Annotated in this window: 19 protein-coding genes and 1 tRNA gene; 8 read left to right on the top strand and 12 right to left on the bottom strand. The window is 60.9% G+C overall.

The window, feature by feature from the left end; genetic code table 11:
* Nucleotides 1–41: 41 nt before the first annotated feature.
* The 3 genes from parE to pgi form a co-directional block, all read right to left on the bottom strand.
* Nucleotides 42–1922 carry a DNA topoisomerase IV subunit B gene (gene parE / locus NKF27_RS04835; protein WP_045994516.1) on the bottom strand — a complete coding sequence of 627 codons (1881 nt, stop codon included), beginning with the start codon at nucleotides 1920–1922 and terminating at the stop codon, nucleotides 42–44.
* Nucleotides 1923–1977: 55 nt separating this feature from the next.
* Complete coding sequence (locus tag NKF27_RS04830) at nucleotides 1978–2616, bottom strand: YqiA/YcfP family alpha/beta fold hydrolase (RefSeq protein ID WP_253555551.1); 639 nt, start codon at nucleotides 2614–2616, stop codon at nucleotides 1978–1980.
* An 85-nt stretch (nucleotides 2617–2701) separates the two neighbouring features.
* The gene (pgi, locus tag NKF27_RS04825; protein WP_253555550.1) at nucleotides 2702–4369 is read right to left on the bottom strand and encodes a glucose-6-phosphate isomerase; all 1668 of its coding nucleotides are present in this window, start codon (nucleotides 4367–4369) and stop codon (nucleotides 2702–2704) included.
* 127 nt (nucleotides 4370–4496) lie between these two features.
* On the opposite strand from pgi, the gene cmoA reads away from it, so the two are divergent.
* Entirely contained in the window at nucleotides 4497–5234 is a 738-nt protein-coding gene (gene cmoA, locus NKF27_RS04820; protein WP_253555549.1) for a carboxy-S-adenosyl-L-methionine synthase CmoA, read from the top strand.
* Entirely contained in the window at nucleotides 5231–6235 is a 1005-nt protein-coding gene (gene cmoB / locus NKF27_RS04815; RefSeq protein ID WP_253555548.1) for a tRNA 5-methoxyuridine(34)/uridine 5-oxyacetic acid(34) synthase CmoB, read from the top strand. The genes cmoA and cmoB overlap by 4 nt, the downstream gene beginning before the upstream one ends.
* A 104-nt stretch (nucleotides 6236–6339) precedes the next feature.
* Here cmoB and NKF27_RS04810 read toward each other — a convergent pair whose 3' ends face one another.
* From NKF27_RS04810 to NKF27_RS04780, 7 genes are all read right to left on the bottom strand, one after another.
* Nucleotides 6340–6591 carry a Rho-binding antiterminator gene (locus NKF27_RS04810; protein WP_253555547.1) on the bottom strand — a complete coding sequence of 84 codons (252 nt, stop codon included), beginning with the start codon at nucleotides 6589–6591 and terminating at the stop codon, nucleotides 6340–6342.
* A 274-nt stretch (nucleotides 6592–6865) separates the two neighbouring features.
* The gene (gene cysN, locus NKF27_RS04805; protein WP_253555546.1) at nucleotides 6866–8293 is read right to left on the bottom strand and encodes a sulfate adenylyltransferase subunit CysN; all 1428 of its coding nucleotides are present in this window, start codon (nucleotides 8291–8293) and stop codon (nucleotides 6866–6868) included.
* A 126-nt stretch (nucleotides 8294–8419) separates the two neighbouring features.
* On the bottom strand, nucleotides 8420–9376 hold the full coding sequence (cysD, locus tag NKF27_RS04800) for a sulfate adenylyltransferase subunit CysD (protein WP_253555545.1): 957 nt from the start codon (nucleotides 9374–9376) through the stop codon (nucleotides 8420–8422).
* A 112-nt stretch (nucleotides 9377–9488) separates the two neighbouring features.
* Nucleotides 9489–10226 carry a metallophosphoesterase gene (locus tag NKF27_RS04795; protein ID WP_253555544.1) on the bottom strand — a complete coding sequence of 246 codons (738 nt, stop codon included), beginning with the start codon at nucleotides 10224–10226 and terminating at the stop codon, nucleotides 9489–9491.
* 35 nt (nucleotides 10227–10261) lie between these two features.
* Nucleotides 10262–10711, bottom strand: coding sequence for a DUF1249 domain-containing protein (locus NKF27_RS04790; RefSeq protein WP_045994525.1), 450 nt, complete (start codon nucleotides 10709–10711; stop codon nucleotides 10262–10264).
* Between the two features lies 1 nt (nucleotide 10712).
* Nucleotides 10713–11339 (bottom strand): NUDIX domain-containing protein, encoded by a 627-nt coding sequence (locus NKF27_RS04785; RefSeq protein WP_108131435.1) that lies wholly within the window; start codon nucleotides 11337–11339, stop codon nucleotides 10713–10715.
* Between the two features lie 135 nt (nucleotides 11340–11474).
* Nucleotides 11475–12173, bottom strand: coding sequence for a hypothetical protein (locus NKF27_RS04780; RefSeq protein WP_253555543.1), 699 nt, complete (start codon nucleotides 12171–12173; stop codon nucleotides 11475–11477).
* A 322-nt stretch (nucleotides 12174–12495) separates the two neighbouring features.
* On the opposite strand from NKF27_RS04780, the gene greB reads away from it, so the two are divergent.
* Entirely contained in the window at nucleotides 12496–13041 is a 546-nt protein-coding gene (gene greB, locus NKF27_RS04775) for a transcription elongation factor GreB (protein ID WP_253555542.1), read from the top strand.
* Between the two features lie 44 nt (nucleotides 13042–13085).
* Here greB and NKF27_RS04770 read toward each other — a convergent pair whose 3' ends face one another.
* Complete coding sequence (locus tag NKF27_RS04770; protein WP_253555541.1) at nucleotides 13086–14078, bottom strand: methyltransferase; 993 nt, start codon at nucleotides 14076–14078, stop codon at nucleotides 13086–13088.
* Nucleotides 14075–15025, bottom strand: a complete 951-nt coding sequence (locus tag NKF27_RS04765; protein ID WP_253555540.1) for a methyltransferase domain-containing protein — start codon at nucleotides 15023–15025, stop codon at nucleotides 14075–14077. Before NKF27_RS04765 ends, NKF27_RS04770 begins: the two co-directional genes overlap by 4 nt.
* Nucleotides 15026–15194: 169 nt before the next feature.
* On the opposite strand from NKF27_RS04765, the gene NKF27_RS04760 reads away from it, so the two are divergent.
* The 5 genes from NKF27_RS04760 to NKF27_RS04740 all read left to right on the top strand — a co-directional run bounded on the left by NKF27_RS04760 (nucleotide 15195) and on the right by NKF27_RS04740 (nucleotide 22877).
* A tRNA-Arg gene (locus NKF27_RS04760) sits at nucleotides 15195–15271 on the top strand.
* A 1011-nt stretch (nucleotides 15272–16282) separates the two neighbouring features.
* Nucleotides 16283–18007, top strand: a complete 1725-nt coding sequence (locus NKF27_RS04755) for a hypothetical protein (RefSeq protein WP_253555539.1) — start codon at nucleotides 16283–16285, stop codon at nucleotides 18005–18007.
* The gene (locus NKF27_RS04750) at nucleotides 18004–19455 is read left to right on the top strand and encodes a hypothetical protein (RefSeq protein WP_253555538.1); all 1452 of its coding nucleotides are present in this window, start codon (nucleotides 18004–18006) and stop codon (nucleotides 19453–19455) included. Before NKF27_RS04755 ends, NKF27_RS04750 begins: the two co-directional genes overlap by 4 nt.
* Before the next feature lie 536 nt (nucleotides 19456–19991).
* Nucleotides 19992–20630 (top strand): hypothetical protein, encoded by a 639-nt coding sequence (locus tag NKF27_RS04745; RefSeq protein WP_253555537.1) that lies wholly within the window; start codon nucleotides 19992–19994, stop codon nucleotides 20628–20630.
* Nucleotides 20631–21389: 759 nt separating this feature from the next.
* Nucleotides 21390–22877 (top strand): DUF1254 domain-containing protein, encoded by a 1488-nt coding sequence (locus NKF27_RS04740; protein WP_253555536.1) that lies wholly within the window; start codon nucleotides 21390–21392, stop codon nucleotides 22875–22877.
* The last annotated feature ends 18 nt before the right edge of the window (nucleotides 22878–22895 follow it).

Genomic DNA, 22895 nt, shown 5'->3' with positions numbered 1-22895 from the left:
CGGGAGCGTCACTGCGTGCAAGTCACCGCGATGGCGGCCCGTCACACTTCGATATCCGCCAGGTTGCCGTAGTCCTCGAGCCAGCTCTTGCGGTCCGAGGCGCGCTTCTTGGCCAGCAGCATATCCATCATTTCCATGGTGCCGTCGCCCTCCTCCCGGGTCAGTTGCACCAGTCGCCGAGTCTCCACCGCCATGGTGGTCTCACGCAGCTGCAGCGGGCTCATCTCGCCAAGGCCCTTGAAGCGCTGCACGTTGGGGGTGCCGCGCTTGCCTTCCAGCTTGCGCAGGATGGCCGCCTTCTCGCTCTCGTCCAGGGCGTAGTAGACCTCCTTGCCGAGGTCGATGCGGTACAAGGGCGGCATGGCGACGAAGACGTGGCCGGCGTCGACCAGCGACGGGAAGTGACGCACGAACAGCGCGCACAGGAGGGTGGCGATGTGCAGCCCGTCGGAGTCGGCATCGGCGAGGATGCAGATCTTGTGATAGCGCAGCTTGGACAGGTCGGCGCTGGCCGGGTCGGCGCCGATGGCCACGGCGATGTCGTGGACCTCCTGGGAGCCGTAGATATCGTGAGAATCGACCTCCCAGGTGTTGAGAATCTTGCCGCGCAGCGGCAGGATCGCCTGTGTCTCGCGGTTGCGCGCCTGCTTGGCGCTGCCCCCGGCGCTGTCACCCTCGACCAGAAACAACTCGCTCAAGGCCGGGTCCTGGCCACTGCAGTCGGCCAGCTTGCCGGGCAGCGCGGGACCGGAGGTGACCTTCTTGCGCGCCACCTTCTTCGAGCTCTTCTGGCGCCGCTGGGCGGCGCTGATCACCAGCTCGGCCAGCGCCTCGGCCTGGTCGACGTGGTGGTTGAGCCACAGCGAGAAGGCGTCCTTGACGACGCCGGAGACGAAGCCCGCCACGGTGCGTGACGACAGCCGCTCCTTGGTCTGGCCGGCGAACTGCGGATCGAGCATCTTCACCGACAGCACGTAGGCGACCCGCTCCCACAGGTCCTCGGCGGTCAGCTTGACCCCGCGCGGTAGCAGGCTGCGGTACTCGCAGAATTCCTTGAGCGCCTCGAGCAGGCCGGAACGCAGGCCGTTGACGTGGGTGCCGCCCTGGGCGGTGGGGATCAGGTTGACGTAGCTTTCCATCAGCGAGTCGCCGCCTTCGGGCAACCACTGAATCGCCCAGTCCACTCCCTGCTCGTCGTCGGCGAAGTGACCGACAAAGGGCGAACTCGGCAGTACCTCGTAGCCGTCGGTGGTCTGGGCCAGATAGTCGCGCAGGCCGTCCGCAAACTGCCAGGTGGTGGCGGTGCCGTCGGCTTCCACCAGCTCCACCTTGAGGCCGGGGCAGAGTACCGCCTTGGCCCGCAGCAGGTGCTTGAGCCGCCCCACCGCCAGGTTGGGGCTGTCGAAGTAGCTGGTATCCGGCCAGAAGCGCACCAGGGTGCCCTTGGCGCGCTTGGCGGCGGTGCCGATGACGTGCAGATCCTCGACCTTGTCGCCGTGCTCGAAGGCCATGGCGTGGCGCTCGCCGTCGCGCAGGACCTCGACCTCGAGGCGTCGCGACAGGGCGTTGACCACCGACACCCCGACCCCGTGCAGACCGCCAGAGAAGCGGTAGCTCGACGAGGAGAACTTACCGCCGGCGTGCAGCCGGGTCATGATCAGCTCGATCCCCGACACCCCGTGCTCCGGGTGAACGTCGATGGGCATGCCGCGGCCGTTGTCCGTCACCTCGATGCCGCCGTCGTCACGCAGTACCACGCGGATCTCGTTGGCGTGTTCGGCGAGCGCCTCGTCGACGCTGTTGTCGATGACCTCCTGGACCAGGTGATTCGGGCGGGAGGTGTCGGTGTACATGCCGGGGCGCTTGCGAACGGGCTCCAGCCCGGAAAGCACCTCGATCGAACTGGCACTGTATTGGGTCATGCGTGGTCCATCATCAGGATGACTGGGATCGTCTTTGCGCCGTCGACTGAACGGCTCACTCGGCCGGTACCGGCGCCACTCGCCCCGGCGCCAGGGCGTGACCGCCGTGGGCGAACACCGCCGGCAGGTAGTCGGCCAGGGCATTGAAGCCGTGCTCGCCGCCGGGATGCAGGATCGCCTTGGCCCCACGGTAGGCGGCGAAGGCGTCGGCGCTGTCCAGCGTCTCGTCCTCGGTCACCAGCAGCAGCAGATAGCGCCCGGGTGTCACCACCTCCGGCGTCATCTCGGCGATCTGGTCACGGTGGCCCTGCCCGACCACGAAGCGCTCACCGGTGTAGGCGTTGACGAAGCTCTCGCCGAGCATGGTGTCGACCAGCCTGGCCGGTCGCACCGCCGGATTGACCAGCACCGCCGGCAGCTCATGGCGCTCGGCCAGTACCGTGGCCAGAAAACCGCCCATGGAACTGCCCATCAGCATGGGGCTGGGCCCCAGCCGGGGTAACAGCGATTCGGCGAGCCGCAAGGCGTCGGCCGCCTGCGAGGACAGGTCCGGGGTCTCGCAGGGAAGCCCCAGCTCTTCACAGGCAGCCTTGACCAGCCGCGCCTTGGGCGAGGCCCCGGCGCTGTTGAATCCATGCAGGTAGAGCACGCCGCTCGCTGCGGCAGCACTCGACGCCGATGCCGGGCTCAGCATAACGGAAAACCTGTATAAATGGCCAGTTTTCGACCCTCCCCTGCACCCGCAGGGGCGCTGTCGCTATCGCTCATGTCGCCGGTCATCAGTCCCGCGCCGCCTGCCAGGTGGCCTCGATCAGCCCGCGGGTGGAGTCATCCATCGCCTCCAGCCCCTGGCGCCCCTCGATGATGTCACGGGTCTCGTTGGCGATCTTCTTGCCCAGTTCAACGCCCCACTGGTCGAAGGGATTGATGCCCCAGATGGTGGCCTGGACGAACACCTTGTGCTCGTAGAGGGCGATCAACGCGCCAAGGGTCTGCGGGGTCAACCGCTCCAGCAGCAGGGTGGTCGAGGGCTGGTTGCCGCGATAGCGCTTGTGCTCGGGCCTGGGCCCGTCATCGGCGATGGCGTCGTCGCCCAGCATCAACACACGGGACTGGGCGAAGCAGTTGGCCAGCGTCAGTCGGTGCTGGCCCATCAGGTGCTCGCGGGTGGCCGGGTCCTCGACGTCATCGTAGCGGGCCAGTGGCGCGATAAAGTCGCACTCCACCGCCTGGGTGCCCTGGTGCAGCAACTGGTAGAAGGCGTGCTGGGCGTTGGGCCCGAGCTGGCCCCACAGCACCGGACAGGTGGAGTAGTCGACGATATCGCCGTCGTTGGTCACCGACTTGCCGTTGGACTCCATCTCGAGCTGTTCGAGGTAGGCGGCGAAGTACTCCAGGCGTCCATCGTAGGGCAGAATCGAGTGGGCACGGATATCCAGAAAGTTGTTGTTCCAGATACCGGCCAGCGCCAGCAATACCGGCAGATTGTCCTCGAGCGGCGCCTTCTGGAAGTGCACGTCCATGGCGTGGGCGCCGGCCAGGAAATCACGGAAGCCGTCCATGCCGATGACCAGGGCGATGGGCAGGCCGATGCCGCCCCACAGCGAGTAACGCCCACCGACCCACTCCCAGAACTCGAGCTGGTGGTCGCAGGCGATGCCCCACTCGGCCATCTTGTCCGGGCTTGCCGAGACACCAATGAAGTGCTGGCGCAGCACCAGCTCGCGATCCACGCCCTCCTGGCGCGCCTCGACCAGCCGGGACAGCAGCCAATCCCGCGCGGTATTGGCGTTGGACAGGGTATCGATGGTGGTGAAGGACTTCGACGACAGCACAAACACGGTGGTCTCGGGGTCGAAGCGCATCAGGTAGTCGACCAGCTGGGAGCCGTCCATGGTCGAGGCGAAGTGGACCTCGACCGGATGGGTATCCGCCGGGCGATAGTCGGCCAGGGCGTGGGTCACCATCAGCGGCCCCAGGTCGGAGCCCCCGACCCCCAGGTTGACCACGTCGCGGATCGGCTTGCCGGTGGCGCCGCGCCACTGGCCGGAATGGAAGCGCTCGACCATGGTCGCCATCTTGTCCAGGGTGGCGTGCACCGCCGGCACCAGATCCTCGCCTTCTACCACCAGCGACGCATCCTGCGGCAGACGCAGCGCGGTATGCAGCGCAGGGCGGTCTTCACTGACATTGACCCGCTCACCGGCCAACAGGCGACGGATGGCGTCAGGCACGCCGGCCTCGTCGGCCAGCGCCAGCAGATCCTCGAGGGTCTGCTGGTCCCAGCGCTGCTTGGACAGGTCGAGTTTCAGCCCGGCAGCCTCGTGGCTGAAGGTGGCAAATCGCCCGGCATCCTCGCGAAACATGTCGCACAGGTGGCGCTTGCCGACTTCCTGTGCCTTCTGCTTCAACGCCTGCCAGGCCGGCGTTTGATCGATCGATGGCATGATTCCTCTCCTTGGGCCCTGTCTGGTGGGCAAAGCTGGGCCGAACGGCGACGGCAAGCCTCATCGTGCAGCCTGACCGCGGGGCGCGTACAATCACTCTCCCCGAGCCCGACAACACTGGCAATCCATGAGTGACGCATCTTACCGTGACGCCATCTTTTCCACACCCCTGGACAAGGTGGCGCGCTTTTCGTTCGACGAGCGGGTCGTCGCCTGCTTCCCCGACATGATTCGCCGATCGGTCCCCGGCTACGGCCAGATCCTCGGCATGCTGGGGGTGATCGCCGAGCGCCACCTGCGCCACGGCGCCCACGTCTATGACCTTGGCTGCTCGCTTGGCGCCGTAGGCCTGGCACTGGCCGGCCAGCTGCCCAAGGACGCCTTCAGCCTGACCGGGGTCGACCTGTCCCCGGCCATGGTCGAGCGCGCCCGCCAGACCTTGGAGAACGAGTGCCCCGACCACGCCATTGAGGTGATCGAAGGCGACATCCGCCACCTCGACTACCGTCCCAGCGGCATGATCGTGCTCAACTTCACGCTGCAGTTTCTGGCCCCGGAAGACCGAGACGGCGTGCTCGAGAAGCTCTACCAGGCGCTGGAGCCCGGCGGTGTATTGATCCTGTCGGAGAAGATCAAGGCCGGTGACGAACAGGACAATGCCTGGCTGGTGGAGCGCTATCACGACTTCAAGCGCGCCAATGGCTACAGCGACCTGGAGATCAGCCAGAAGCGCAATGCGCTGGAAAACGTGCTGGTACCCGACACCCTGGAACAGCACCACCAGCGCCTTGCGCGGGTAGGCTTCGAACGCTCGCTGACCTGGTTTCAGTATCTGAATTTCGCCTCCATGGTGGCCTTCAAATGATTCCCGAGCATCAGCGCGATGTGTACCGCGCCTTTCTCGAGCAATCCTTCCGCCACGCCGGCATGGGCGACTGGCTTGCCCGCCTGCCCGAGCAGTTCGCCCGTGGCCTCGACCGCCAGCGTCACGGCGACCTGCCGGCCTGGGAGAAGGCGGTGGCCAAGCTGCCGGCGCTGCCCGACAAGCGCCAGGTCCAGCTCGATCGCGACGAGGTCACGGTCGAGCTGGAGCTTGATGAAAGCCGTCGTCGCCAGAGCGAGAACCTGCTGCGCGCGCTGATGCCGTGGCGCAAGGGGCCGTACCGGCTGGCAGGCATCGCGATCGATACGGAGTGGCGTTCGGACTGGAAGTGGCAGCGGCTGGCGCCGCACCTGTCGCCGCTGCGCGGCCGACGGGTGCTCGACGTGGGTGGCGGCAACGGCTATCACGCCTGGCGCATGGCCGGCGCCGGTGCCGACTTCGTGCTGGTGATCGATCCCTCACCGCGCTTCTACTGGCAGTTCCAGGCGGTCAAGCACTTCGTCGGCGACGCCGACGGCGGACGCACCCACTTCCTGCCGGTGGGCATCGACGATGTGCCTCAGGGCCTGGGCTTCTTCGACAGCGTGTTCTCCATGGGCGTGCTCTACCACCGCCCTTCCCCCCTCGACCACCTGATGCAGCTGCGCGACGCCCTGCGTCGAGGCGGCGAACTGGTGCTCGAGACGCTGGTGGTGGAAGGCGACGAGACCCGGGTGCTGGTGCCGGGCGATCGCTACGCGGCGATGCCCAATGTCTACTTCCTGCCGTCGTCGCGCGCCCTGGTGGGCTGGCTCGAGAAGGTCGGCTTTTGCGACGTTCGGGTCGTAGATGAAGCCCCCACCAGCCTGGAGGAGCAGCGCTCCACCGACTGGATGACCTTTCAGTCGCTGGGTGACTTCCTCGACCCTGAGCGCCCCCACCTGACCCGCGAGGGACACCCGGCCCCGCGTCGGGCGGTGGTGATCGCGACGCGCCCAGCCTGATCCCGTGCCCCCTGCCCCCATAAGACGCGACGCCCCGCTGATCCAGTCAGCGGGGCGTCGTCGTCAGGGGCGGTATCAGGGGCTGTGTCAGGGGCGGACCCGCGTCACACGAAGTCCAGCACCATAAAGTGGGGGTTGTCGACCAGCACTTCCATGCGGGTAATGTCGTCGAGCGCCACCATGCGCTCGCCGCGCTCTGTCTTCAGCGACAGACACTCCTCGCGATCCTCGTTGAAGGCGGTATCCAGCGCCTCGCCGTGCTTCTCGTCACCGCCTCGCAGCGACAGCTTGACCGGGAAATGGTACAGGCAGGCGATTTCGATATTGTCATAGAGATGGCAGGCCACCATGTTCATGCCCTCCCTGCTTCCGTGGGGGAATGGAAGACGTCGTCATGACGTCACACGCGACGCATCCTGCCTTTGGTCTAGCCCAGGCACCAGCCCGCCACCATCTGGCTGCTCAGTTAGAGTTAAATCCATCGGAAAGCACGAGTATTCTGGTTCAACCAAGCCACTGACACGCCGCTATTACTGTGCTCTTTCAGTGCTCATCTGACAGCGGCCCCTGCGCCGTAGCGCAGGGGCCGCTGTTGCAGCGAACCAACGATGGTGAAGCCAGTCGCGGACGTCAGCGCTTGAGCAGCTCGCGCACGTCCTTGGCCTCCCAGTGGGGGAAGTACTTGCGCACCAGGGCGTTGAGCTCCAGCTCGAAGCCGGCCCAGTCGACCTGCTCGGTGCCGCCGCCTTCGACGCTGGCCGCACCGCGGATCATGCCGGCGCCCACGGTGACGTTGGTCAGCCGGTCGATGACGATAAAGCTGCCGGTGCCAGGCACCCACGCGTAGTCGTCGATCGGCACCTCGGCGGTCAGCGCCACCCGGCAGCGGGCGATGGCGTTGAGCTCGAGTCGCTCGGCGCCATGACGCTCCAGGCTGTTGACGTCGACCTGATAGTGGATGGCGTCGACGTGTCCCGCCACGGCACGCCCGGCCATGCGGATATCGTACTGACGCCCAGGCTCGAGGGCGTCGTCGTGCATCCACACGATGTCGGCGTCGAAGGCATTGGACAGGGTGATGTCGGCGTCTGCCGCCACCAGCCAGTCGCCACGCGAGATATCGATCTCGTCTTCCAGGGTCACGGTGATGGCCTGGCCCGGGTAGGCATCGTCAAGATCGCCTTCGAAGGTGACGATACGCTCGACCCGGCTGAGCTTGTTGGACGGCAGCGCCTTGACCGCCTGGCCGGGACGCAGGATGCCCGCCTCTAGGGTGCCGGCGTAGCCGCGGAAGTCGAGATTGGGGCGATTGACGTACTGCACCGGGAAGCGCAGATCGCTCAGGTTCTGGTCGCGGCTGACCTCCACGGTCTCTAAAAGCTCCAGCAGCGCCGGGCCCTGGTACCAGTCGAGGCGCTCGCCGCGATCGACCACGTTGTCGCCCTTGAGCGCCGACAGCGGCACGAAGCGGATGTCGCTGGCGTCGAGCTGCTCGGCGAAGGCGCGGTAGTCGGCGACGATCTCGTCGAAGCGCGCCTGGGAGTAGTCGACCAGGTCCATCTTGTTGACCGCGATGACCAGATGCTGGATGCCCAGCAGGTCGGCGATAAAGCTGTGGCGACGGGTCTGGGTCTGCACGCCGTAACGGGCGTCGATCAGGATCACCGCGAGGCCGGCGGTGGAGGCACCGGTGGCCATGTTTCGGGTGTACTGCTCGTGCCCCGGGGTGTCGGCGATGATGAACTTGCGCTTGTCGGTGGAGAAGAAGCGATAGGCCACATCGATGGTGATGCCCTGCTCGCGCTCCGACTGCAGACCGTCGACCAGCAGCGCCAGATCCACCTCTTCGCCGGTGGTGCCCTTGGTCTTGGAGGCCTGGGTGATGGCCGCCAGCTGGTCGTCGAAGATCATCTTGGAATCGTGCAGCAGGCGACCGATCAGGGTCGACTTGCCGTCATCGACGCTGCCGCAGGTGATGAACCGCAACAGGTCCTTGTTTTCGTGCTCGTGCAGATACTGCTCGATGTTGTCAGCAATCAGACTGGACTGGTGAGACATGCTGTACCCCTGATGGTGACCCGGCGTCGTGCTGGACGCCGGACCCTTGATCTGTCATCTGCGTCCTCGCTCCCGGTCACTGTCGGCCGGGGCAAGGCGCGTGGCTGCGTGCGGTCGGTGCTGGCGTCAGAAGTAGCCTTCGCGCTTCTTCTTCTCCATGGAGCCGGCCTGGTCGTGATCGATGGCACGGCCGGAGCGCTCGCTGGTGCGGGTCAGCAGCATCTCCTGGATGATCTCCGGCAGGGTCTGGGCCTTCGACTCCACCGCACCGGTCAGCGGGTAGCAGCCCAGGGTGCGGAAGCGCACCCACTTCTGTTCGGGCTCTTCGCCTTCGGCCAGGGGCAGGCGTTCGTCATCGACCATGATCTGCATGCCGTCGCGTTCCACCACCGGGCGCGGGGCAGAGAAGTACAGCGGCACGATGTCGATGTTCTCGAGGTAGATGTACTGCCAGATATCCAGCTCGGTCCAGTTGGACAGCGGGAAGGCACGGATCGACTCGCCCTTGTTGATGCGGGCGTTGTACAGATTCCACAGTTCCGGACGCTGGTTCTTGGGGTCCCAGCGGTGGTGGCGGTCGCGGAAGGAGAACACCCGCTCCTTGGCACGGCTGGCCTCCTCGTCGCGGCGGGCGCCACCGAAGGCAGCGTCGAAGCCGTACTGGTCCAGCGCCTGCTTGAGGGCCTGGGTCTTCATCACGTCGGTGTAGCCGCTGGAGCCGTGGTCGAAGGGATTGATGCCGGCGGCACGCCCTTCCTCGTTGGTGTGAACGATCAGCTCCATGCCCGCTTCCTTGGCCATGCGGTCGCGGAAGGCGATCATCTCGCGGAACTTCCAGGTGGTGTCCACGTGCATCAGCGGGAACGGCGGCGGGCCAGGATGGAAGGCCTTGCGCGCCAGGTGAAGCATCACCGAGGAGTCCTTGCCGATGGAGTAGAGCATCACCGGGTTCGAGAACTCGGCGGCCACTTCACGGATGATATGGATGGACTCCGCCTCGAGCTGCTTGAGGTGGGTCAGTCGCTTCGGCGTGAGCGACGCCTGGGCGGCGCCCTCACGGGCTGGTGCGGAAAGGCTGGTCATGGCCGGACACCTCGCATGACGGGAAAAGTGGAGATGTCAGCGAGGATAATGCGGGGCGAGTAATAACGTAAAAGAATTAATAACTATCTTTTTAGAACCAAGCGTAAGGCGCCTAGATATCGACGCGCTCCACCCAGGTCTGCCACTCTCCTTCCCGCTTCAGCTCCACCACCCGGTAGCCGGGGCGCGACGCCTCATCCACGGCGAACTCCTCGCTGCCGGGCAGGAACTGGTCAGAAGTGGAGGGACAGGCGTAGACGTCGACCCGCCCATGGGCCAGGGACATCACGCCGTGGAAGGCCTGATGCACATGACCGCACAGCACCATCTTCACCTGGGGATAGCCGTCCAGCACCTCCCAGAAGCCGTCGGCATCCACCAGGCCCAAGGCGTCGATCCAGGCGCTGCCCACCGCCAGGGGCGGATGGTGCATGGCGATCAGGGTCGGGCGGTCGTCCTCGGCCAGACGCGCGCCGAGCGCGGCCAGGGCCTCTTCTCCTAGCTGCCCGGAGGCCTCGCCGACAAGCTGGGTGTCGAGCTGCAGAAGCCGCCAGTGGCCGGCCTCGACCTCGGCCAGGATGTCCCGCTCGGCGCCCATCAGCGCCGCGTCGTCGTGGTTGCCGGGAATCCAGAACCAGGGACAGTCGAGCTCGCTCAATCGCTCGGTGGCGAGCCGGTAGGCGGCCTCGGACTCATCCTGACTGATGTCACCGGTGACCAGCACCAGGTCCGGGCGGTCGGCGTCCACCGCCTTGACCACCGCCTCCAGCTGATGGGCGGGCAGGCCCCGGCGCGATCGCGCCATCGGGTCGGCGTACAGGTGGCAATCGCTAATCTGGATCAGGCGCATGGAGATCTCTCGACGGGCGGCAACGGCGAACCGGCTCAGGGCAACTGCGGCAGATCCAGCGAGTGGCCGTGGGCCAGCCCGTGATCGAGCCATTCGCCGAGGAAGCGATTGATCTGCAGCTTCTCGTCGGGCTGGTGCATATGCGCGTTGGGATAGCGGTAGCGGCCATCGAAGTGGCGCCGGCGCTGAAAGTCGGTGACCTCGGCCATGCGCACATCGTGATACAGGTGCACGCGCATGCGTGGGCTGTCGATGACGCCGTCGAGGATACCCTCCTGGCTGACGCGAATGATGCTGGTATAGGGCGCCAGCTCTTCGACATGCAGGCGCAGGGCACCGAGTCGACGCTCGCCGTTGAGCAGTTCGACCTCGCGACTTTCGCCCTCTTCCAGCTCGCCCAGCAGGCGCGTCAGGCGGATGTAGTTGGCCGTGCACTCGCTCTGCAGGGTGCGCAGATCGGTGACGTAGGCGCTGCGTTGGGTCACGCTACCTCCTTGCTCTCAACGACGCCCGTTCGGCGGCCAGCCAGTAAAAGCCGATCAGGCACATGGCGTTATCGAGTCTCCCTTGATTGAGAAGTTCCCAGGCACGATGAAATGGCAACACATGGACGCGGATATCCTCGTGCTCTTCGTCCAGGCCATGCACCCCACCCAGTCCGCTGGTATCGACGAGACCGCAGAAAAGCGTCACACGTTCGTCGCAGGCACCCGGACTAGGATAGTAGCTATGCAGCAAGATGAGGTCCCCGACCTCGCAACCGGCCTCCTCGAGGGCCTCGCGACGGGCCACTTCCTCGGCAGACTCGTCCTTGTCGACCAGTCCGGCCACGCACTCGAGCTTCCACGGAGTGTGGGCGTCTTCCATTGCGCCGGCACGGATCTGCTCCACCAGCACCACGCTGTCGCGCTCGGGGTCATAGAGCATGACACCCACGGCGTCGTGCCGGCTATGCACCTCGCGCACCACCGCCTCGCTCCAGCCACCTTCGAACTTGCGATGGCGGAAGGTCAGCTTGTCCAGACGAAAGAAGCCCTGGTGCAGACAATCTCGTGACACCAGTTCGACGTCCTGGGCGGTAAAGGGGGCATCGATGTTGCTCGTTTCCGGCATGGGGACCTCCGCAGACAGATCGGCCCATTATCCGGATCGGTCAGGGGCCCCACAAGGCGAGTCCAGGTGGGGCCTCCTGTCAAGGCGGGAAACGACAGGAAAATCGGGGCGGGTCAGAGCTCGTTGAGCGCCTGATCAGAGCTCGTTGAGCAGCGCGCGCGCCTCGGCCTTGAGCGCCTGGTCCGAGGCCTCGCGCCCAGCGCGAACCGAACCGGCGATGGCCTTCTCGGCGTGCTGGCGGGCCTCGGCGTCGCGGCCTTCATCGGCCAGGTAGGCGGCATAGTAGTAGTTGACGTCGATGCCACCGGGGCGAATCGTCAGCGCGCGCTTGAACATCTCCTCGGCCTTGTCGTCATCACCGAAGGCCACCGGCCAGCCCGGAGCACGGTCGTACAGCGCCCCCAGGGTCACATAGGCCGAGCCATCGAGGCCATTGGCGTCCAGTGCGATGGCCCGCTCCAGCGCCCGCCGCGCGGCCTTGGCGTTGTCCAGCGCGCCGAGCCCGCCCTTGGCCTTGGCCAGCGACGCCTCGATGATGCCCTCCCACACCAGCAGCTCGCTGACGTTGGGATTGGCCGAGCTCAGCTCGTGGGCTTCGGCGGCGAGCGCCGTCAACGGGGCCTCCTGGGCCGACAAGGCGCTCGAGGTGGTGACGCTTTCCCAGCGGTTCTTGAGCTGGTCGAGCTCGCCCTGCCAGGCCAGCGCCACGCCACTGGCAAGGCAGGCGGACAGGGTGACAAGCGTCAGCGCCGTCGAGGCCAGCAGCCGACGCGGGCGTCGGCGCAACGAGGTAGGTGGAACATCAGGCGAGGCGGAAAACAGGGTTCGTGACATTTGGCGGCTCCGGATACTGTTATTGTGATGCACCCTGATGCTGGGTGGTCATGGTGGGCGGCCGTAGTGCGCAATCAGGCCAAGCGATCAGGACGAGCACTGACCCAAGCGTTGTAACCCGATACGGAAAACCACGACGCGTTCTGGCGCCCTCCCCGAAATGTAACGAACGTTTGATTTATTCGCCAGTCGCATTCTTGGTTAACCGCTCACTGCATCGCTCCCCTGACCTTTCCCCCACCACCCAAAGCGCTTGCGACCTGACCCAAGTCGCGGCACCCTCGTGGACCTTGTCTGATTCAACGACTCACCGAGGATCGCCATGAAAGGCCGCAACATGACTCGCTGGCGTGACCCGGCGAAGGATCCCCGTCAGGAACCCAAGAGCAACCTGATCACCCTGGAAGGTGCCGAGCGCCTGAGGGGCATTCTCGACCACCTGAGCCGGGTCAAGCGACCGCAGCTATCGGCCAAGGTCGGCGAGGCGGCGGCCCTTGGCGATCGCAGCGAGAACGCCGACTACACCTACAACAAGAAGGAACTCAACCGGGTCATCGGCCGTATTCGCTACCTGACCAAACGCCTGGATGAGTTGCAGGTGGTGGACCGTCTGCCGGCGGACACCGATCGGGTGTTCTTCGGTGCCTTTGTCACCCTGGAAGACGAAGACGGCGAAGAGATGTCACTGCGCATCGTCGGCCACGACGAGACCGACACCAGCAAGCGCTGGATCAGTGTCGACGCGCCGCTGGCCAAGGCGCTGCTCGGCAAGTCACTGGACGACGAAGTGACGGTGGCCGCCCCCGGCGGGGAGACCACCTGGCTGATCACCGAGATCCACTACCGCACGCCGGGTCAGAGCACCTAGCCCGACAAACGCCTAGCCCGACAGACGCCTAGCCCGACTAGCACCTAGCCCCTGGCGAGGCGGGCACGGTAGACCCGAAAACGGCCATTGTCGGCCAGGATCTCGAAGTCGCCGAAGGCCTTCTCCAGGGGATCTGCGTAGGGCAGGAAGGCGTTGGCCACCAGGATCAATTGCCCGCCCGGCGTCAGGTGCTGCGGCGCCTCCTGGATCAGACGGGCCGCCGGGCCGTAGTCGATGGAGCGCTCCTGATGAAACGGCGGATTCGAGACGATGGCGTCGAAGCGACGACCCTCCAGCGCCGAGTAGACGTCGCTTTCCAGTGCCTCGCCGTTGAGCCCATTGGCCGCCAGCGAGCGCTGGGTCGCTTCCACCGCAAAGGCGCTGACATCCACCGCGGTGACATCACGCCCCTGCTGCGCCATCCAGGCCGCCAGAATGCCGTCACCGCAGCCCATGTCGAGCACCTGGCCCCGAGGCAAGGCGGTCTCTAGCTGCTCGATCAAAAGCCCCGTGCCCTCGTCGAACTTGCCGTGTCCAAAGACGCCCGGGTGGCTTGCCAGCGTCAGGCCGGCGGCCTCGAAACGCGTCCACACCGCTTCCGGGTCGAGGGGCTGGGGCGCCGAGCGGGTCGCGAACAGCGAGCAGCGCCGGGCGCTGTCGAGCTTGCGACAGCCCATGCCCAGGGCCGCCAGCACCTTGAGTACCCGCTTGATGCCACCCTGGTGCTCGCCCACCAGCTGCATCGGCGTGCCTTCGGGCAATACCTGACACAGCCACAGCAGCCACCACTCCCCCAGGGCGTGGGACTTGGGCCAGAACAGCACCACACCGGGCGGCGGCGACGCCTCGGGCGAGAACGGCGACAACGCCGGGCGCCCCTGGGCCTGCCAGGCGGCGCGCACCGACACATCGGCGCTGATCAGGGTCCCTTCGCCCTGCTCGAGCCAGCCATCCCGAGGCGGCGCCACCCACCACCAGCCGCGATAGTCGGCGTCCTGACGCTCCAGCAACTGGCACACCGGGGTTTCGGCACTCATGTCGGGGTCTCCTCACGGGTGACAGCGTCGCCGTCGCGCAGCGATGGACGCCCCTCGGGGTCGGCCGGACGGCGGAAGGTATAGAGCAGATAGCGGCCCAGCCGCCAGTGGGGGTCCAGGCGGCAATAGGCGTGCTCCAGCGCCACCAGCTTGTCGAGTTCCTTGTCGTCCTGGGGTGGGCGGCGCAGGTAGTCGTGGAACACCCTGATCCCCGCCACGCCCTCGCAACGAAGCCCGGCGGCTTCGGTCCAGGCCATCACCTGGTCATGGGTCAGCGGCGAGATCGGCGTCAGCCGCTGGCGCTGCCCCTTACCCTCGAGCCGGTCCTCCAGGGCCTTGTCCAGGTTGCCCTTGACCACATTGGATAGCCGCAGGGCGTCGCGGTTGAACACCATCAGCGACAGTTGAGCCCCCGGCGCCATCAACGCGGCCAGACGATCGATGGCCGCCCTGGGGTCGCCCAGCCATTCGAGCACCGCGTGGCACACCACCAGCGGCCAGGGCCCAGGGGCCTTGCCCGCCAGGTCCTGCAGCGGCGACGTCAGATAGCGAACCCGGGACGTCTCGACACCCTGGGCGTCGATCGCCTCCCGGGCCCGGTCGAGCATTTCGCCGGCGGGCTCGGCCAGCGTCACCACATGCCCACGCTCGAGAAACCACTGGGCCTGCTGACCGAGCCCCGCGCCCACATCCAGCACCGGCTGGCCATCGAGATCGAGCATCTCCGGCAGCAGACGGTCCAGCAACGACAGGCGCAGCTCGCCGCGCAGGTGCCCGTAGAGCGACGCCGAGAACTTGTCCGCCAGTCCATCGAAGTGGCGATCGCCATGGACAGACAGCGGCGCACCGCCGGACGCATGACCAGCAACAGAAGCGGCAGCATCAGAAGCAGCGACAGAACCAGCAGCGGGAGTGACGGCAGCGTCACTCGTGGGGTGTTGAGACATCGAAAACGCCAGACAGGTGTGGATAACAAAGAGCCGTGGCGCGCATTCTACCGAGCCAGGCCAGCGCTGACACCCGCCCTCATCACCTGCCCAGCCACCGTCCCTGCTACCTTCCCTGCCAACTGCGGGTTTATCTTGGCGAGTCAGCCGCTTATAATGCCGCCCCAACGCCCTCTTAGCTCAGCAGGATAGAGCAGCCGCCTCCTAAGCGGCAGGTCGCAGGTTCGAATCCTGCAGAGGGCGCCATGTCAGATCTGCGATCCATGCCCCCTCCCCTGACATTCCGGCGCTTTTTGCCCCGATTGTTGCTGCTGGATGTTGCCGCATCCCCTTCCTGATCCAGCACCACGGTAATTTTGCACCTCATCAATCCTTCTCTCGAAGATGACCGACGCCTTGTTTATGGCCCGGCTTGGTGTTGGCACAAGATTGACACCGGCCACCAGATCGGCACCAGCAAGCAGCCCGTAGAGCAGCTTTTAGCTACCCCGACCGGCAGGAAACTCAGCACGACAAACATGACATTGAGCAGAGACAATTGGCCGCTATCGGTAGCCTTTCCCTCAGGCTGCTACCGCTACCTCATTCCAGCGATAAGCAGCAAACAGTAATCCCAGCGCTAAGCGGTTAAATACCGCGAGAGGCCGTTCAAAGCAGCATCGCGACAACGAGACGCCTGAAGGAGCTGGAGGCAACTCTGGCAAGCGCTTCAGGGCGGTCTCAACCTACAAGCTCCCTACCCATCAACCCCGCCATCCGGCGGGGTTGATACGTTTTTAGCCCTACCAAACACGCTGCCCTGGGCGTCCTTGAGTAACCAGCTCTCCTGTCTCACCAGCGCCCAGTTGCCACCATCCCCCTCCTCACCCGTCCGCCACCCTGGCGCGCTGTCGACACCCCTCCCCGCCTGCGCGCTAAACCCGTCGGTTTTAATGCACTCATGCGCTGGCCACCAACACGCACCACTACTAAGCTCTGCCAGTGATAAAGGCACACCAGAACTCATGCGAAATCATGCGAATCTATGATGAGGATGCGACGCGTTGGAGTAGCGTCAGTAGCGGAAAGGGTAAATCTATGCCAAGTTCGCAACAGTATGGTCTCACACAGGCCTGACTGGTCCGGAGGCTGCTTCCAACCCAAAGCGGACATGCTGGTAGGTAAAGTGGGCACGTCGATTCGTGTTATGCAGCTGGCGGGATGACTAGTTTTCCACTGTGTTAGCCGCGAACAATAGCCTTCTAAGGTGATTAATCAGTGAAAACCACCCCCTCTATTCACAAGCAACTGGAATACGCTGATCGTAGTGGTGAATTGATTCCATATCTTCTTTCACTTGAGAGCCGTATTCGCAGACAGGAATACGGCCCAGTATTATGTGAGCTCCATAATTTAGGGGAAATTTCGCTGGTGTCAGATCATAACCTGGCCGCTATTGAGGACCTAGATCACAACGAGTTTTGGTTGGTTATGCATTTATTTGATCAGGCGATCCCCGAACTGGATTGTTCGTTTCGAGACGTACTGAGGTTGGTCCACATTCTAGTTAGTAAAGCTGGATCTGACGGCGCGGCAGGGATGCCAAATATTTCTCTGGTTAAATGGTGCAAAGCCAATCCTGAAAAGGCTAAGCTGATCGTCGATGGGGCTATATCTCTCGATAAATTATGCCTTTCACATTGTGTTTTTGCGGTTCAAGCCCTTGGGAGCATAGAGCTTGCCTTCGAGTTGCTAGGGCACTCCGATAAAGCTGTTGCCGCTGTGGGGCTGCGTTCTCTTGGGAGGCTCGAGGTAGGCAATGAAACAATTGCCAAACGCGTCATAGACGAGTGCTGCAAAGTCATCGCTATTGAAAAAAATCAGGACGTAAGATCTTCCGCTATCGAAACTGCGTTCAATACCTGGGAAAAATTTGGTTCGTTTGAGCCATACCGACAACAGGAGTTCATTGAAGCTATTATCAATGCAAAGGGCGACAGCGAACTAGTTCATTTATCAGCTGCTTTATTTTATCATTCAAACGGCATTGGGGCTGAGAGTATCGATATTATTTTGCAGGCTCTCGCTGGAGAAGTTTCAAATCCACAGGCAACCCTTCATTGGCTGGACCATGCCTTACATGAAAAAGACGAAGGATGGGATCTAAATAAAGTTATAAAAGTATTCGCCACTCAAATTCCGAAGCTGGAAAACTCAATCGAACCGAGTCAGCTTTACAATTTTTGCCAGTGGATATGGAGTAGTCCTGACAATGCAGCTCAACTTTTTTCTAGTTGGCTTGTTATCGGTCAGTTTGATTTATGCAAGTTTCTCGCGGATATGGTTGGAGAAGGCGGCAATAAAAACAACATTGTTGAAATTTCTAAGGCCAGGTTGCCGAATGATTTAAATGATCAGATTTTCATGGCACGAAAATGCGTTGGCTTTCTTTGGCTTCATGAAGTTACCGCCGCGTCCATTCTCTTGAGCATCGTAAAAAGCGGGAAGAAATTAGCGAGAGAAGAGGCCGAAAAATTGTTATATAACCCTCTGCTTCTTAGCTATAATGGTGCTCTTCGAAATTTCCTTGACGAACAAAGAAAAAAATCATCAAAACGAATCTCTGGTTGTATTAAACGCCTTATCGAAAGGCATGATATTTACCTAGAAGGTCTTAAATCAACGGAACATCTGGTCGAGTTTCGTCCCACTATTGAGCAACGACGTGCCGCAGCAATTCAGGATCGTGAGTGTAATAAAGAAATTAAAAAACATGCACATGAGAGATCGTTAATTTGCCAGTTAGTTCCTCGCCAAACCCTCCTTTACGGGAGGAAAAGCTTTTCCCTAACAAGCGGGGAAAATGGCAAGAAAGTACCCAGTGTCACGCCATTGTCAGAGTTTTTCTATAGTGCTGAACTTCCACGACTTGCTGTGATTGACTCAGTGGGTTTTAACGAGAAGCTCACAATATTTCGAATTGAGCAAAAGGTTTCGCAATGAGGATCATTCTGAAAGAGTACCTCGCTTCGCTTAAGGAGCGTGGAGATCTAGATAAATCTGTTTTGCCCAACCTGCTCTCTGAGATCGGACTGCGCGTGCTGAACACGCCAATGATAGGGACTAGGCAGAATGGTGTGGACATCGCAGCTGTTGGAAAAATTAAAGGTGAGGATAAGCAGAGATATCTATACCTATTCTGTATCAAGGCGGGAAATATTTCTCGTAGCGACTGGTCAACGGGAGTTCAGGCTGTCCGCCCAGAATTGGATGAAATTAGAGACATTTATCTGCGGAGCAACGTGGCTCGAGAGCACGCAGATCTTCCGATTAAAATCTGCCTATGCTGCGGAGGAGAGCTAGAGGAAACAGCTCTCATGAACTGGGCAGGATACACTGCCCGGTATACGACGGACAAGATAAGCTACGAAGAGTGGAATGGATATCGACTAGCCGATCTCATGATGCGTTGCCTCTTGGCCCGAGAGCTTTTAGAAGAAGAACCTCGTCGTAACTTCCAAAAAGCAGTGGCAATGGTCAATGAGCCTAGTGTTTGTTATGAGTACACGCGCGCCTTTCTCGGAAACCTTCTGCTAGAAGAGCACTCATCTCAGAAAGATCAACTTCTTCGCTTGCGCCAATCGTTTATCTGCTTACATGCAGTGATATCTTGGGCGATTGAGGCGAATAACTTAGAAAGTACATACAGAGTTTCCGAACTCGGTATGCTATTCTGCTGGAATTTAATTCGGAAGCGAGAACCGAAGAAAAGGCTAACCAAACATGAAGAGAACTTAACGTTTGTTTTTGATCAGTTCTTAAAGCTGTATCTGACAACATCGGAGATGTACTTGGAAAAAACGGCATATGCCCATGCCGGGACCCCGCACGCACTCTCTGTAGCTGTACGCTCAAGGGAGTCAGTTGATGTTAATTTGGCAATGTTTGAGCTCATGGGCAGATTGGCTACGCGTGGAATTTGGACTGTTCTATTATCAAAACGTTTACCAGATGACGATCCAGAGTTCTTGATGTCTTTGACAGAGAGTACTAACCGAACATTGGATACATTGGTTTCGATGATCAATTCTAATCCGACTCTCAGTTCGCCGATTCGAGATGACCACATGATTGAAATTTCGTTAGTTATGTATCTTTCCCAGTTAACGCAGTCAGAGTCTCGCTTTCTGCCATGGTTGAAACTCATTTCTCACCGAACAACTTTCGCTCTTCTCACAAATTCTCGGTATCCCACATGCCTGAGAGGCTACGTTGATCTTCTAGCGCATCCGGAAAGTGCGGATCAATCGTACCTTGATGAAGCATGTGTGGGCAGTATTTTATATCCCTATATCTATTTTTGGATGCCGTACGTAGCCGATGAGAGAGAGACGAAAGAATTCACTGAACGTCTAAATCAGAAGATACCAAACTGTACCCATCAAGCATAGTTTCCAGACGAGACCTCCGATGATTTAATGTGGTTTAGTGAGGCGCATCACGGAATTTGTGTTACCGATTTATCGCCTCATAATGGCCATGAAGCATTGGTAGAAACATTAAACAAAGCTATAGAAACTTGCACTGCCATAAGTAATATTAGTGCAGTTAGGACTGGCTTAATTCCTATGTTCTTGACTGCGTGCAGACATTACCGATTGCCTATCCCGCCAAACTTCTGGTTTGTGCGCAAGTAGTTTGAATAAAAACCCTGTTTTATATAGGTTAATGGAAACAACAAGATACTTTCCAGCTGCACAAGCTAAAAATGCATAAAAAATGGTTAAAGATGACGTCTACCGCGAACCTAAACCAAGCATAAATCAGGCTTTTCTAAACTAGCATGCTTGGCCGGATGTCAGACTTTATACCATGCTGATGGACCTGGCGTGGTAGCTGATGGCCGAATCAGCGGGGTAGTCGGGAGTGTACGCCCTATCTATCCTACTCATCGCTACTTTGCATTTTATTTAAGGATTTATATGTTATGAAAGACAGTTCAAAGGGAAGGTTCCTTCGCCGGTACACTGAGCTACCGTTTCTGATCGACTTTCTCGAATCAAAAAACATCACACTTCTAAATCCGAAGTATTGGGATGATCGTAATGACTCATATTATTTGCAACAATATGGAGTAGCTACTGGGCTTAGCTCAATCTATTCTCTGTGCCTTACTGAAACTAACGAAACTTATCATCACTGGAGGGTTTTTTCACATGGAGCCAGTGGCGTTTGCATCGAGTTTCATAAAGGAATGTTTTTGGATCGCGTGAGGCAAGTGGAAGGCTTAAGAGCAGAACCAGTCATATACAGAACTTTAGATGATATGCGTTCAAAGCCGCCAGAAACCGAGGAACTGCCATTTATTAAGCGTCATGCCTTTGGTGATGAAATGGAGTATCGTCTTTTCGTTGCTCGCACCAATCACGAGACGATCACACTCAAGATTCCAGTTGGCCTAGACACAATCAGTCGAATCATGTTAAGCCCTTGGCTCCCCAAGGAAGTCGCAAATCAGGTTAAGTCGGCCCTTCGAGCCATAAGAGGATGCAGTAAGATAAAGATCTACAGATCAACTTTGGTAGAGAATGAGGCTTGGAAAAGGTTTGCAAAAAATGAAATATAAAAATACGTGGAAAGAAGCGTTGGACCCCATTCGCACTTTTTCTTCGATAAGGCTCTACCCGGCGTCCAATGCACCTGAGCATAGCGCTGTATCAGAATCTCCTTAAAGGCAGACGTTGGCCGAAAGTGGGCAGGGGGCGTGCCCTTCGCTGCGAAAGCATGGGTGCGCAGCCGTGTGTTGAGGGAAGATGGTATAGCGAATGGTATAAAAAAAACCCAAACTACCTAGAAAAACCATATATAACATATACTTAATTGTACTTATCGAATCCTGCAGAGGCGCCATGTTGGTCCTGCCACCATTGCTCCCTCCCGTCCTTGCTATTGCCGCCCCTGGCTCCCCTCCCTGCCTGTCCACGCTAACGCATCGTCTGTCACATGTTGTCGCAAGCCCTTCTGGCTTACTGTCCCCCTGACCTTACCTCTGTCCCTCCCCCTTGAAGCGCTCCTCAGCTTCATTCGAAAGTACTATGCAAAATCGGCAGTAGCCCGAAGGGGGTTTAGTGGCGGGATCTCGGGCTCTGTGCCAGCTTTCTAAATCAGAAACATTTTGAAGACGATTCTCGAGCGGTGGCGAATCAGGCGCTGCGCGGAACGGGCTTTGTTGCGTCCTGTCGATGCGCAGCGTCCCCCACCCACCCGAGGCTCGGACGACACCAGGCACGATCGGATCGACAGCACGACGGCGCGGATTGGCGGGATGGAGGCGAACTCCGCCCGGCTCAGACCACCATCGATATCAGAAAGGGAGTTCGGGAAGATGCTTCGTCACATGTCCACGGCCACCGTCGCCGGGGCGCTGCTCTGCGCTACGGGGCTCGCGCAATCAGCCGTTCCACTCGATCAGGCAACCCTCAAGGGCGACGAGGTGATCGAGACGCCCGCCGGCGAGATCGAACTGCAGGACAGCTACTTCGATGAACAGGCGTCGCAGCGACTGTTCGATACCATGGACGTGCAGCGGGCCGCCCAGGTCTATATCTGGTCGACGCCACTGGTCAGCACGACGACCTGGCGGGACAACCAGGGCGAAGCCTTCGGCACCGATGAACCCGGGGCCTTTGCCGTCCTCGAGACGCTCAGGGAAAAACGCGGCATCGTCACCGCCAACCTGACGACCCCCTACATCTTCAACTTCACCGATCTTTCCGACGGGCCGGTGCAGATCGACTACCCGCCCGGCCAGACCGCCGGCGGCGTGCTCGACATGTGGATGCGCCCGGTCTTCGACCTCGGCCTGACCGGCCCCGACAAGGGCGAAGGCGCCACCTACATCGTGGTCGGCCCCGGTGACGATCCCGACGACTACAGCGAAGAAGATGCCCACGTCTTCCAGAGCGAGACGAACAACGTGCTGGTGGGCATCCGTATCCTCGATCCCGACCCGGCCTACTACGACACCTATGTGTCCCAATACCAGATGGGACCGGTGGGCGACACCTCGCCCAGCACCTTCGTCAAGGGCAAGGACGTCGAGTGGAGCGCCACCGCGCCGCGGGGCCTCGCCTACTGGGAAAAGCTCGCCTCGATCATCGACGAAGAGCCGGTACGCGAGATCGACAAGGCGTGGATGGCGATGCTCGCGCCGCTCGGCATCGCCAAGGGCGAGGCCTTTGCACCGGACGAGCGCCAGCGAGAGATCCTGCTGCAGGGCGCGGCCCTGGGTGAGCTGATGACCCGTAACCTGCAGGTGAATCCGCGCTATGCGGATGTCTGGTGGGAGGGCACGTCCTGGTACAAGAGCTTCGACTTCGTCGTCGCCCAGGCCACCGATACGCTGCAACAGATCGACGAACGCGCGACCTGGTTCTACGAGGCGGTCGGCTCCAGCGAAGGCATGGTCAACCCGACGCCCGGCGCGGGGCAGGTCTACATGACCACCAAGCGTGACGCCAACGGCGACATGCTGCGCGCCGATCGCAACTATGTACTGCATGTCCCGGCGGACGTCCCGGTGGAGCAGTTCTGGTCGCTGACGCTCTACAGCGAAGACACTCGCCGCCCCTACGACAACGGAGGAACGGAGATCTCCGATGTCAGCCTCGACAGCCGCATGGAACAGCTCCAGTACAACGAAGACGGCTCCATCGATCTCTACATCGGCCCGGATGCCCCGGACGGCCTGGAAAGCAATCACATGAAGACGGTCGAGGATGATGGCTGGTTCGTGTATTTCCGACTCTATGCGCCGGGCCAGGCCTTCTTCGACAAATCCTTCTCACTCCCGGACTTTGAACTCGTCGAGTAATCCTCTGATCGACCCGCT

It is taken from the genome of Halomonas sp. DN3 (assembly GCF_024137905.1).
Classification (GTDB): Bacteria; Pseudomonadota; Gammaproteobacteria; order Pseudomonadales; family Halomonadaceae; genus Halomonas; species Halomonas litopenaei.
Note: the sequence above shows the minus strand (reverse complement) of the source record. Positions and strands in the feature narration are given on the sequence as shown.

Coding starts and splice junctions, on each gene's coding strand:
- parE (WP_045994516.1), bottom strand. CDS start 1,922: ATGACCCAATACAGTGCCAGTTCGATCGAGGTGCTTTCCGGGCTGGAG.
- NKF27_RS04830 (WP_253555551.1), bottom strand. CDS start 2,616: ATGCTGAGCCCGGCATCGGCGTCGAGTGCTGCCGCAGCGAGCGGCGTG.
- pgi (WP_253555550.1), bottom strand. CDS start 4,369: ATGCCATCGATCGATCAAACGCCGGCCTGGCAGGCGTTGAAGCAGAAG.
- cmoA (WP_253555549.1), top strand. CDS start 4,497: ATGAGTGACGCATCTTACCGTGACGCCATCTTTTCCACACCCCTGGAC.
- cmoB (WP_253555548.1), top strand. CDS start 5,231: ATGATTCCCGAGCATCAGCGCGATGTGTACCGCGCCTTTCTCGAGCAA.
- NKF27_RS04810 (WP_253555547.1), bottom strand. CDS start 6,591: ATGAACATGGTGGCCTGCCATCTCTATGACAATATCGAAATCGCCTGC.
- cysN (WP_253555546.1), bottom strand. CDS start 8,293: ATGTCTCACCAGTCCAGTCTGATTGCTGACAACATCGAGCAGTATCTG.
- cysD (WP_253555545.1), bottom strand. CDS start 9,376: ATGACCAGCCTTTCCGCACCAGCCCGTGAGGGCGCCGCCCAGGCGTCG.
- NKF27_RS04795 (WP_253555544.1), bottom strand. CDS start 10,226: ATGCGCCTGATCCAGATTAGCGATTGCCACCTGTACGCCGACCCGATG.
- NKF27_RS04785 (WP_108131435.1), bottom strand. CDS start 11,339: ATGCCGGAAACGAGCAACATCGATGCCCCCTTTACCGCCCAGGACGTC.
- NKF27_RS04780 (WP_253555543.1), bottom strand. CDS start 12,173: ATGTCACGAACCCTGTTTTCCGCCTCGCCTGATGTTCCACCTACCTCG.
- greB (WP_253555542.1), top strand. CDS start 12,496: ATGAAAGGCCGCAACATGACTCGCTGGCGTGACCCGGCGAAGGATCCC.
- NKF27_RS04770 (WP_253555541.1), bottom strand. CDS start 14,078: ATGAGTGCCGAAACCCCGGTGTGCCAGTTGCTGGAGCGTCAGGACGCC.
- NKF27_RS04765 (WP_253555540.1), bottom strand. CDS start 15,025: ATGTCTCAACACCCCACGAGTGACGCTGCCGTCACTCCCGCTGCTGGT.
- NKF27_RS04750 (WP_253555538.1), top strand. CDS start 18,004: ATGAGGATCATTCTGAAAGAGTACCTCGCTTCGCTTAAGGAGCGTGGA.
- NKF27_RS04745 (WP_253555537.1), top strand. CDS start 19,992: ATGAAAGACAGTTCAAAGGGAAGGTTCCTTCGCCGGTACACTGAGCTA.
- NKF27_RS04740 (WP_253555536.1), top strand. CDS start 21,390: ATGCTTCGTCACATGTCCACGGCCACCGTCGCCGGGGCGCTGCTCTGC.